At 47.0% G+C, this 11,624-nt stretch carries 8 protein-coding genes; 5 read left to right on the top strand and 3 right to left on the bottom strand.

What is annotated here, in order from left to right:
• The first annotated feature begins 157 nt into the window (after positions 1-157).
• Together iscB and KDK17_RS10010 are read left to right on the top strand one after the other, a co-directional pair.
• The gene (gene iscB / locus KDK17_RS10015) at positions 158-1,378 is read left to right on the top strand and encodes an RNA-guided endonuclease IscB (RefSeq protein ID WP_257287992.1); all 1,221 of its coding nucleotides are present in this window, start codon (positions 158-160) and stop codon (positions 1,376-1,378) included.
• Positions 1,379-1,587: 209 nt separating this feature from the next.
• Positions 1,588-4,902, top strand: a complete 3,315-nt coding sequence (locus KDK17_RS10010) for a type I restriction endonuclease subunit R (RefSeq protein WP_257287991.1) — start codon at positions 1,588-1,590, stop codon at positions 4,900-4,902.
• A 64-nt stretch (positions 4,903-4,966) separates the two neighbouring features.
• Here the strand turns inward: KDK17_RS10010 and KDK17_RS10005 are convergent, their stop codons facing one another.
• Positions 4,967-6,175, bottom strand: coding sequence for a helix-turn-helix transcriptional regulator (locus tag KDK17_RS10005; protein WP_257255084.1), 1,209 nt, complete (start codon positions 6,173-6,175; stop codon positions 4,967-4,969).
• 189 nt (positions 6,176-6,364) lie between these two features.
• On the opposite strand from KDK17_RS10005, the gene KDK17_RS19540 reads away from it, so the two are divergent.
• Entirely contained in the window at positions 6,365-7,306 is a 942-nt protein-coding gene (locus KDK17_RS19540) for a PDDEXK nuclease domain-containing protein (protein WP_257274499.1), read from the top strand.
• Between the two features lie 109 nt (positions 7,307-7,415).
• Here the strand turns inward: KDK17_RS19540 and KDK17_RS09995 are convergent, their stop codons facing one another.
• Together KDK17_RS09995 and rpiA are read right to left on the bottom strand one after the other, a co-directional pair.
• Entirely contained in the window at positions 7,416-8,543 is a 1,128-nt protein-coding gene (locus KDK17_RS09995) for a branched-chain amino acid ABC transporter substrate-binding protein (RefSeq protein WP_306670695.1), read from the bottom strand.
• A gap of 462 nt (positions 8,544-9,005) precedes the next feature.
• Positions 9,006-9,677, bottom strand: coding sequence for a ribose-5-phosphate isomerase RpiA (gene rpiA, locus KDK17_RS09990; RefSeq protein WP_257255080.1), 672 nt, complete (start codon positions 9,675-9,677; stop codon positions 9,006-9,008).
• A 187-nt stretch (positions 9,678-9,864) separates the two neighbouring features.
• Between rpiA and ilvA the strand changes: the two genes are divergently transcribed.
• Together ilvA and KDK17_RS09980 are read left to right on the top strand one after the other, a co-directional pair.
• Positions 9,865-11,379 carry a threonine ammonia-lyase, biosynthetic gene (gene ilvA / locus KDK17_RS09985; RefSeq protein WP_257287990.1) on the top strand — a complete coding sequence of 505 codons (1,515 nt, stop codon included), beginning with the start codon at positions 9,865-9,867 and terminating at the stop codon, positions 11,377-11,379.
• On the top strand, positions 11,372-11,624 hold a 253-nt coding region (locus tag KDK17_RS09980; protein WP_257287989.1), incomplete at its 3' end, for a hypothetical protein. The genes ilvA and KDK17_RS09980, both read left to right, overlap by 8 nt.

The following is an 11,624-nucleotide window of genomic DNA, read 5'->3' as shown; positions in this document are numbered from 1 at the left end:
GCCTTAGTTCCTTGCTCTATCGTGGCTCTGTAAACAGTCTTATTGGGTTATAGACAGTCAACCACATTGCGAAGCCGTTATAACTGGTCGAAAGGAAGTCTGAAGCTGGTTTGATCCTACAAATCAGCGTAAGCACAACTCGAAGGAGGTAGACTAAATGCTAGTTTACGTACTCAACAAGAATGGTGAACCATTAATGCCATGCAAGCCCCAACGGGCTAGAAAGCTCTTGAAAGAGGGTAAGGCTAGGGTTGTTTCAAGGACACCATTCACTATACAGCTACAGTTTGGCTCTACAGGCTATAAGCAAACTGTAGTGGCTGGTATGGATACCGGCTCTAAGGTTATCGGCTGTTCAGCTATATCGAATGGAGAGGTTGTATATCAGTCTGAAGTCAAGCTTAGAACCGATATTAAGAAAAAAATGGATCAAAGGAGAATGTATCGGAGCAATAGACGTAACAGAAAAACCCGATACAGAAAGCCCAGATTTTTGAACCGGAAAAACTCAACCATGTTCGGAAGGCTTCCACCTTCAGTAAGGTCTAAGGTTCAGTCCCATTTCAGGGAAAAGAAACAGGTTGAAATGATTTTACCTGTTACCCGATGGAATGTAGAAACGGCCAGTTTTGACATTCACAAGATAACCAACCCTGAAGTGTCGGGAAGGGGCTATCAGGAAGGAAAACAGAAGGATTATTACAACGTCAAAGCCTATGTCCTTGATCGTGATGGATACAAATGTCATTCAAAACAGAAGGTTAAGCATAGTGAAAAATTACACGTTCATCATATTGTATTTCGATCAAATGGTGGAACAGATGAGCCTGGTAACCTAATAACCCTATGTGAAAGGTGCCACAAGGATTTACACGATGGGAAATTTGAGATTAAGGGTCAGAAAAGCAAGACTAAACACGCTACCCAAGTCAGCATCATCAAGGAAGTGCTAAAGAAAAACTGGTCATTCAAAGAAACCTTTGGGTATGAGACAAAATTCAAGCGTGAAACGATTTTAAAATTACCAAAAACTCATTTCAATGATGCTGTAGCTATTTGCTGTGAACATGGGGAGTTGGTTGAACCGAGTCCAATTGTGTATAAGAAAGTTCATGTCTCTAAAGGTGACTATCAGTTACACAAAGGGCAGAGATCAGAAAAGAAAATTCCTGTTGGCAAGTTGTTTGGCATTAAAAAGTTCGACTATGTAAATACCCAAAAGGGTAAAGGATTTATCAAGGGTAGAATGTCTACAGGATATGCTGTATTGATGGATATAGAAGGTAAAACTACAATAACCAGCACAAAAATTAAGAAGGGCTGTAAAAGGTTAAGCGCTAGAAGCACAACCCTGATCGACTTCGAACATTGTGCATAGCGAATCCTGGCGGATTCGTTGCTTACATCCCCCCGCTGAAGCGAGGGGTTTTACGCAAAATTCGATAAAACTGAATAGTGGAATCCTCGAATTGTCTCCGCAGTGTGGAGACAATTCAGCCAGATTGATACATTGTGCAGACACTGTCTGCATAATCCCTGAAAAGTCCCAGATAGAGACCTTTAGGTGCCATTTTGAGACCGTGAAATATGGATAGCACCACCGAATCGATATTCCAAAACGATATGATCGCCCGCCTGCAAGCCAAAGGCTGGCTGCTGGGCAGTGGTGATCAGTACGACCGGGAAACGGCGTTGTATACCAGCGATGTGCTGGATTTTGTTCAGAACACCCAGCCGAAGGAATGGCAAAAGTTCTGCAAAAGCTTTCCGGTGGATTCGGAGCAGCATTTTATCAGCCATCTGGTCAACCAGTTAAAGAAAGCCGACTCTAATGCCATTGATAAGGAGCTTCGCAGCTTTGGCACACTGGGCGTATTGCGTCATGGTTTGAAGATTCGCAATGCCCGGTTCTCCCTGTGTCAGTTTATGCCGGAACATACCCTGAACCCGGATACGCTGGCCCGCTATAAAGAAAACCGTTGTCGTGTGGTGCCGGAGCTGGTTTATTCGCCTTATGTCAATCTTGTCCCCCCATCCCAACCTTCCCCCGAGGGGGAAGGCGTCGACGCACATCTGGCAGAAACCGGTAAAAAAGCCAAGGCATGGCGCATTGATCTGGTGTTGTTTGTAAACGGTTTGCCCGTGGCAACGCTGGAGCTGAAATCGGAATTCAAACAGGCCATCGAAAACGCTAAACGACAATATCAAAAGACCCGTCTACCCAAAGACCCGGAAACCGGCAAACCAGAACCGCTGCTGACCTTTAAACGGGGGGCGCTGGTGCACTTTGCCGTGAGTCAGTACGAAGTGTATATGGCGACTAAACTGGCGGGCAGCGATACCTTCTTTCTGCCGTTTAACAAAGGCACGGCGGAAGGCGGTGCTGGCAATGAGACACCCGAAGACAAGAATGAATACGCCACCGAATACCTGTGGAACGAGGTACTGCTGCCCGATAACCTGCTGAATATTATCGGTCGGTTTGTGCATTTGCAGATCGAAGAGAAGGAAGACTGGGAAGGCCGCAAGTCGAAAAAGGAAACCCTGATCTTTCCCCGTTATCACCAGTGGGATGTAGTCACCAAGCTGATTGCAGCGGCCAGGGCGGAAGGCACAGGCAACAAGTATCTGGTGCAGCACAGTGCCGGTTCCGGTAAATCCAACTCCATTGCCTGGACTGCCCACCAGCTTTCCACTCTTTATGATGACGAAGGCAATAAGCAGTTCCATTCGGTGATAGTCATTACCGACCGAACCGTGCTGGACGATCAGCTACAAGACACCATTTACCAGTTTGAACACGCCGACGGTGTAGTGGGGCGTATCAACAAAAAAGAAGGCGATGGCTCCAAGTCGGAGAAGCTGGCAGCGGCCCTGGAGAGTGCTCAACCGATTATTATTGTCACCATCCAAACCTTCCCTTATGTATTGGCGGCCATTGAGAACAGTACCAGACTGAAGGAACGCCGTTACGCCGTGATTGCCGACGAAGCTCATTCGTCACAAACCGGCTCCACCGCCCGCAAGCTGAAAGAAGTGTTGATGGTGGAGGGTGTCTCTTCTGATAAAGAGTATGGGGATGAGGACAAAGAACTGTCTTCAGAAGATATGCTGGACGCAACCATTGCCTCACGCCGGGGCAGCAGCAACCTGAATTACTATGCGTTCACTGCGACACCCAAGGCGAAAACTCTGGAGTTGTTTGGTCGCCTGCCCAAGCCCAATGAGCCTGCTTCCAAGAAGAACCTGCCCGAAGCCTTCCATGTGTACTCCATGCGCCAGGCCATTGAGGAAGGCTTTATTCTCGACGTGCTGAAAAACTACACCAACTACAAGGTGGCTTATCAGCTGGCCCAAAAAATAGAGGCCAAGGACGAAGAGGTAGACAGCAAAAAAGCCAAGGTAAAACTCAACCGCTGGGTGCGGCTCCATGAGTACAATATTTCCCAGAAGGTGAAAGTCATCACCGAGCACTACAAAGAGCATGTCATGGGCTTGCTGGGTGGTCAGGCCAAGGCAATGGTGGTCACCAGTTCCCGTAAGGAAGCGGTGCGTTATAAGCTGGCGTTTGATAAATATCTTTCAGAGCGCAAAAGCTCGATCGCCGTGATGATTGCCTTCTCCGGCGAGGTGGAATTTCACAAAGACGACCCGGACAGCGCTGCTCTGCTGAACCAAAAATTTACTGAAACCGCTATGAACCCTGCGCTAAAAGGCCGGGACATGCGTAAAGCCTTCGACACCGACGACTACCAGATTATGCTGGTCGCCAACAAATTCCAGACCGGCTTTGACCAACCCAAGCTCTGCGCCATGTATGTGGACAAACCTCTGGGGGGAGTTGAATGTGTGCAAACCCTGTCCCGCCTGAACCGTACTTACCCCGGGAAAGCCGAGTGCGGCACTTTTGTGTTGGATTTCGTCAATGAGCCGGAAGAGATTCTGGACGCGTTTCAGCCGTATTACCAAATCGCTGAACTGGCGGATGTGACAGACCCGGATAAAGTATTCGACCTTTACGAAAAACTCCGCGCCAGCGGTATCTTTACCCGGAACGAAGTCGAACAGTTCTGCGAGGCTTTTCTTTCCAAGAGCAAAAGCAATGCAGCGGTGAGCAATATCTGCAAGCCCGCTGTGGATCGCTGGCAGAAAAGGTACAGTTCCGCCGTAGAGGCTTATGTTCTTGCCAAAGAGATGTTCGAACGCACCAAGAAGACCAAAGATGCCGTGCTGATCGCGAATGCAGAGAACAGCTTCAAAGAGTGCAAGCAGGAAAAAGACCGGCTGGAAATCTTCAAGAAGGATTTAGGCACCTTCACCCGTTTCTACGAGTTTATGTCCCAGATTGTGGACTACGACGACAAGGATCTGGAAAAACTCAGCCTCTTCGCCCGCTATCTGCGCCCATTGCTCCGTGAAAAAATCATCGAGGAAGATGACATCGACCTGGATAACGTGGTGATGAGCCATTACCGGTTGTCCAGGATTCGACAGCAGGCCATTTCTTTAAAAGAGAGGGAACTGAAGGAAGACGCTGAGGGCTATAAACTGGAACCCTCCAGCGATGTTGGTTCAGCCAAACCCAAGAACAAGAAAGAAGAGTTCTTATCCCAGATTGTGGCACGGCTGAATGAGATGTTTATTACCGACAACCTCACCGATGCGGATCTGATCAGTTATGCCTTCACCGTTCGGGACAAACTGGCCGAAAACGAAACCGTGATGAAGCAGATTGAGAACAATACCGCTGAACAAGCACTGCTCGGTGACTTCCCACAAGCCATTGATGACGCTGTAATGGACAGCAACGAAGCCCAACAGGAAATGATGTTGCAGTATCTTTCCAACCCTGAATTGGCTCGGGGCTTTGCCAGGGTTGTGTTTGATATGTTGAAGGGGTGAGTGAGTGCCCTGCACTGGGCTTCATTGCTGAAGTGCAGGGTAAGATTTCCATATTTGTTCTGACTCAAAGGACTTCAGCACCAGGAATAAATCCACCAGCTAGCGCGATCTGTGTTTTGATAGATTCTTCTGGACTGTTAGCCGCGCCAACCCACTTTCTGATTTTCTCGATATCTGAAAATAAATCCTTCCAATGTATTTTTCGTATGATGATATCCCGTTCATCTGCCATCTGAGGAGAATCACTATATTGATAATCTCTGGCCAGCTTAATCCATAGGTGATATTCCATTGACTCATTCATAAATAACTTGAGATGGGTTATTGGCCAGTAGTCGGGTTTTGAATTGATTTTGGATTGTGGATCAATACTTACTTCCGGATGAACATATCTCCCAAGATAAGGCACATGACCCAACTTTTCGTATCTGCTGTATTGAGTGGATACCTCGCTGGCCTTGTGAAGATTGATATCTCGAACCTTTTCAGTCTGATGGGTGTCATCCATTATTACACGCCCAGTAAGAACAATCTGTTTCATCTGATGAGTTTTCACATCAAAAGGAAAACCAAACTTGAACTCAGGCATATGGTATTTTAATAGCCACAGCCAATAAAAGGTGTTCCGAAACTCTTCTTTATGAATATCCCTTCCTTTAGGAAAAGAAAATAATTTCCTCTCGCTATCAATAAAACCTTTCAGCAGATCATTTTCTAGCTCAGAAGAAAAATCTGGTAAAGGTTCAGGCGGATCATCATAGCTTTTATGAGAATTACAAGCGGGGTTTTCAACACCATAAATATACGAACTTACTTTCTTCCCCCACTCTACAAAGCGATCATCGTTTAAAATACCATTGATCATCTTAATTTTCAGATCGCGCTTTTCTGAAGCGCTTACATTATCAACCAAGCAATAGAATAAACCACAAGCAATTTCCTGATAGTCCGACCTACTGAACGTCTTAGCTAAGCGACTTAAGTGCCTATCCAAACTGGATTGCTCATAGTTGCATATGAACTCATCGAGACTGTCATAAACCTCACCTTTGACATAAACACCTTTTCCAGGTCTTGGCATACCAAAATGTTCAATAATCATTTGCTTAGCGGATGGGGTAATAGAGTATCTACCATTTTTTGCTTCGCTAAGCCGAGTCTCTTCAATCCCCAACAACTTAGCTAACTGTTTCTGGTTCCCACCTGAACTTTTTACAGATTCCAGTGCATGATGAATAAACAGTTTCGACTCATACCTCGATACTTCAGTCATAGCTCAATGCCTCATATATCCTAGGTTAAAGAGCATAGAACAGATAGGGTTATATGTAATTACAAAAAAAGTGTAATTTATCCGTAAAAATTACAATCAAAGCTTGGAACTATTAATTCCATTGGGATTAAGGCCGAATAAAAACGTAATAACTCGTTAGGCTCCTGTTCAGTAGTTCCAACTGTTCAGGTGAATTCGACCTTACTGGCTTTTTATTGGGAACTGGGGGAGGACATTGTTCGTCGACAGTCCAAAGCTAATTGGGGCGACGGCTTCCTGAAACAGCTCAGTAAGGATTTAATGGCGGAATTTCCTGAAATCAAAGGGTTTTCTCGTCGAAATCTTGAGTTGATCAGACAATGGTATACGTTCTGGTCTGAAGATAGGTCAATTGCGCAACAGCCTGTTGCACAATTAACCCAAATACCTTGGGGGCATAATCAACTGATTATTAATAAATGCCAAAGTAAGCAGGAAGCCCTGTATTACGTGCAGAACACTATCAAATACGGTTGGAGCCGGAGTGTTCTGACTCACCAGATAGAAAGTAGCCTCTGGCAGCGTGAGGGGCAGGCCGTCAGTAACTTTAGTACCACCCTGCCAGCCATACAATCTGATCTGGCACAAGAGACCCTGAAAGACCCCTATGTGTTTGATTTCCTGAGCTTGACCCAAAACTACAACGAGCGTGAGTTTGAGCAGGGTTTGACCGAGCATATCACCCAGTTTTTGCTGGAATTAGGGGCTGGCTTTGCTTATATGGGCAAGCAGTATCATATACAGGTAGGACAACGGGATTTTTATATCGACCTGCTGTTTTACCATGCCCAGCTGCATTGTTATGTGGTGATTGAGCTAAAGACGGTTGATTTTGAACCAGAACACGCAGGCAAACTGAACTTTTACATCAGGGCCGTGGACGAACAGCTGCGTAAAGAGGGCGATGCGCCCACCATTGGCATCCTGCTATGCAAGAACAAAGACAAGCTGGTAGCAGAGTATTCCCTCAGCGATATGCAAAAGCCCATTGGCGTCTCGGAATACCAGCTCACTCAGTCACTGCCGGAAAATCTGCAATCGCAGTTGCCCAGTGTGGAAGAGATTGAACAGGGATTGAGAGGTGGGAGATGAGTTACAAACAGGCCGACAACTGAACATTTCAATGTCGGCCTGAGCAGACCACTCCCTTTAATGAAAATACCAACACAGTTATAGTCGATGGTATTTTCCGGTCGGGCTCTTATTTTGAAGCTTCAGATTTAGTTCCGTCAGCATGCCATTCGTAGACGACAAAGCTGAAGTCTTTCAGGTCTCCCTTGCCATCGAAGGCCAGGTTACCTGTTGGCGTACTGAAGGTATTTGAACGCAAAACTTCGGCTACTTCGTCCGGGTCTTCACTCTTGGTCAGCTCCATGCCTTCAGCCATAACCTGAACGGCAGAATAGGAAGGGAATACGAAAGGACCGGATGAATCTTCACCTTTTGCTCTGAAAGCAGCTACCAGTGTGGCATTGGCAGGATCCTGATCAAAACTCTTCGGCAATGTCACCAGCAGACCTTCTGAAGCAGGACCGGCAATGGCTGAAATATCTTTGTTGCCAACACCTTCAGGCCCCATGAATTTAGCCTTCAGACCCTTTTCCGCACTCTGACGCAGAATCAGACCCAGCTCAGGATGGTAGCCACCGTAGTAAACAAAATCGACATCTTCTTTCTTCAACTTGGCAATCAGTGCCGAAAAGTCTTTGTCTCCTGATGTGACACCTTCAAAGACAGCTACATCAATACCGGCTTTTTCAACCGTGTTCTTAACGGCTGTTGCAATGCCCTCACCGTACTGCTGCTTGTCATGAATGACCGCCATGCGCTTGGGCTTGATGCTTTCTACGATGTAGTTACCTGCAGTAGGTCCTTGCAGACTGTCGAGTCCAATGGTGCGGAATATCAATTCATACCCACGACTGGTGATATCCGGGCTGGTGGAGGCGGGGGTGATCATCAGGATGCCTTCATCTTCATAGATGTCGGTAGTAGGCTGGGTGGAAGAAGAACACAGGTGCCCCACTACAAAGCGGATATCGTCATTAACGATCTTGTTGGCAACCGCTACAGCCTGTTTGGGATCACAGGCATCGTCATAGACCACCGCTTCCAGCTGCTTGCCATTGACGCCCCCCTGTTTATTGATCTGCTCGACAGCCATCTTTGCACCACTGAACTGCATATCACCATACTGGGCTACAGGACCTGTGACCGGGCCAGCCAAAGCGATTTTTATAGTGTCGGCGGCCTGAGCCAAGCCGGAAGCGCCTGCTACGGCGGCAGATACCGCCAGAGCGGCCAGAGTTTTGTTCATTTTTCTTATCATGCTGTTGTTCTCTTGGAAAGGACCTAATTCCATTTTCTGATTATTTAAATCCTTCTTTCTCTCGAAAAGTTATATTAAGGATTTTTTTCAGTCATAGCAGCTTTTTTTTCCAAACTTTTTTCTTCGACTTAAGTCTAAATATCTACCAACGTCGTAAGGCGGCAGAACTATTACAGACCTAGAGTGTAAATATCCAGCAAGGGAATGCTCATAACAAGATGTAGGGAGAAGCAGTATGGATACAAAACAACACAATACTCAGGATCATGAACTGAACACCGGCGAACTGATTATACTGTCACTTTCTTTGGGCAGCGTCCTGGCTTCACTTCACTTTTTTTTGAATTCCATTTTCTAACAGCTACGAGTCAAGAAAACATTATTTATCAGTGCCTGTGATGAATAACTTTTCATGCTGAGATGTCAGGAAAAATGGCCGGGTTTGCACCCGGCTCGCGTTACTCAGCGCTTGATGGTCTTAACCCCTTCAGCAGTACCCAGCAGTAGCACGTCAGCGGGTCTCGCCGCAAACAAACCGTTGGTCACGACTCCCACAATCTGGTTGATTTTTTCTTCCAGACCTATGGCGTCAGTAATCTTCAGATTCCATACATCCAGAATAATATTGCCGTTATCCGTCATAACCCCTTCCCGGTAAGCGGGGTCACCGCCCAGCTTAACCAACTCTCGGGCAACATGGCTGCGAGCCATAGGAATAACCTCAACAGGTAGCGGAAATTCGCCCAGCACGTCTACCAGCTTGCTCTCGTCTGCAATACAGATAAACTCTTTCGCCACTGCAGCCACAATTTTTTCCCTTGTCAGGGCCGCTCCTCCGCCTTTGATCAGATGCAGGTGATCACTGGACTCATCGGCCCCGTCAATATAAAAGCGCAGTTCACCGATACTGTTCAGGTCATAAACTGGAATGCCGTGCTGTTTCAAACGATCGGCAGAAGCCTCTGAACTGGCTACGCAACCATCAAAACTGTTTCGGTGCTCTGCCAGAGCATCAATAAAGAAATTGGCCGTGGACCCCGTGCCAATACCGATGATCATATCATCTTCCAGATGAGGGAGAATCCGCTGCAATGCAGCCTCGGCAGTCGCCTTCTTCAGCTCGTCCTGGGTCATGTCTCTACCTTGCGGTCATATACAATGAAGCGGGGATTATACCCCCAGAAATACGCCCCCGCTGAACTAAATACCTTAAATTCCGTATAACCTTTTATTATCTGAACACGATTAAAGATTGTTTCTTGCGTACATGGCTGTTTAGAATCAGTCCAACCAAGATAAGTTATTAAGAAAGTGAAGTCCCATGCCTCATCAGTACATAAGAATGATACTCGAAGCCAAAGTTTATGATGTGGCGATTGAGACTCCTGTTCATGAGGCTCCTTTTCTCAGCAAGCGTTTGAATAATCAGGTTTTTCTGAAGCGTGAAGACCTGCAACCCGTATTCTCATTTAAAATCCGGGGCGCTTACAACAAGATGGCCCAGTTAACCGCCGAGGAAAAAGCCCGCGGGGTGACCTGTGCTTCTGCCGGTAATCATGCCCAGGGCGTGGCTATGGCAGCCAAAACCATGGGTATCGAAGCCGTTATCGTGATGCCCGGCACTACTCCTGAAATAAAGTACAAAGCTTGCGAAGCCAGAGGAGCCAAGGTCATCCTTCATGGCGATACCTTTGATCAGGCACTGGCTTACTCCATGAAACTCGTTGAAGAGCGGGGCTATACCTTCATTCATCCTTATGATGACCCATACACGATTGCCGGTCAGGGCACGATCGGCATGGAGATTCTCCGTCAGCATTCTGGACAGCTCGATGCGGTTTTTGTCCCTGTCGGTGGAGGCGGTTTGGCAGCGGGTATAGCGACCTATATCAAATATCTGCGTCCCGATATCAAGGTCATCGGCGTTGAGTATGAAGAATCTGCCTGCCTGAAAGCAGCTCTGGAAGCTGATGAGCGGGTAACATTGCCTCATGTGGGGATTTTTGCCGACGGTATTGCCGTAGCACAGATCGGTGAAGAAACCTTCAAGCTCTGTCGGCAATACATTGATAAAGTGATCACGGTCAGCTCTGATGAAATCTGCGCATCCATCAAGGATATCTTTGATGATACCCGCTCGGTTTGTGAGCCTGCCGGTGCAGCTAGTGTGGCTGGCCTCAAAAAGTATGTCAGTGAGACAGGTGCCAGTCATCAAAAACTGATGGCTATAGCCAGTGGCGCCAATATAAATTTTGATCGTCTGCGCTATGTTTCTGAACGTGCAGAATTGGGTGAGAAGCGCGAAGCGATCATCGCTGTCACCATCCCTGAGCAACCAGGCAGCTTCAAACAGTTCTGTGAAACCCTCGGTAAAAGGAATATCACCGAATTCAACTACCGCTTCCATGATCCCAGAAATGCCCGAATCTTTGTAGGTGTCCAAGTTCATCCTGATCAGATGCCTATCGATAATCTGATCGATGAATTGAAAGAGAAAGGTTATCCGGTAGAGAACCTTAGTGAAAACGAGATGGCCAAGTTGCATATCCGCCATATGGTGGGCGGCCACAGTAAAGCAGTGAAGGATGAGGTGGTTTATTGTTTTGAATTTCCGGAACGTCCGGGAGCCCTGCTCAACTTCCTGGATAAACTGGGTGCCCGATGGAACATCAGTATGTTCCATTACCGAAACCATGGTGCTGCCTATGGCCGCGTCGCCGTGGGTCTGGAAGTACCAGAAACAGAGAGACAGCACATAGCCAAATTTCTGGCTGACTTAGAATACAACTATTGCGAGGAGACGAATAATAAGGCTTATCAGGCGTTTCTTGGATAATTACTCCATGATACCCGAAACCCCGGACTTCTTGTCTGGGGCTTACCTACTGCACAAACAAAGCATGAACAAACAAAAACCCCGGTCGATCACTCAACTGGGGTTCTGCTTTATTCAATGCCTGGCGATGACCTACTCTCACATGGGGAAGCCCCACAATACCATCGGTGGGGGCCGCCCAGGTATGTGTCGTTTCACTGGCCTCAACGCAAAAACCCCAGCCGATCACTCAACTGGGGTTTTGC

Source organism: Endozoicomonas sp. SESOKO2 (genome assembly GCF_024606245.1).
Lineage (GTDB): Bacteria > Pseudomonadota > Gammaproteobacteria > Pseudomonadales > Endozoicomonadaceae > Endozoicomonas_A.
This window is presented reverse-complemented; position numbering and strand designations above follow the sequence as displayed.

Excerpts from the sequence above, each read along its gene's own strand:
- KDK17_RS10005 (WP_257255084.1), bottom strand. The coding sequence starts at position 6,175 with ATGACTGAAGTATCGAGGTATGAGTCGAAACTGTTTATTCATCATGCA.
- ilvA (WP_257287990.1), top strand. The coding sequence starts at position 9,865 with ATGCCTCATCAGTACATAAGAATGATACTCGAAGCCAAAGTTTATGAT.
- KDK17_RS10010 (WP_257287991.1), top strand. The coding sequence starts at position 1,588 with ATGGATAGCACCACCGAATCGATATTCCAAAACGATATGATCGCCCGC.
- iscB (WP_257287992.1), top strand. The coding sequence starts at position 158 with ATGCTAGTTTACGTACTCAACAAGAATGGTGAACCATTAATGCCATGC.
- rpiA (WP_257255080.1), bottom strand. The coding sequence starts at position 9,677 with ATGACCCAGGACGAGCTGAAGAAGGCGACTGCCGAGGCTGCATTGCAG.
- KDK17_RS09995 (WP_306670695.1), bottom strand. The coding sequence starts at position 8,543 with ATGATAAGAAAAATGAACAAAACTCTGGCCGCTCTGGCGGTATCTGCC.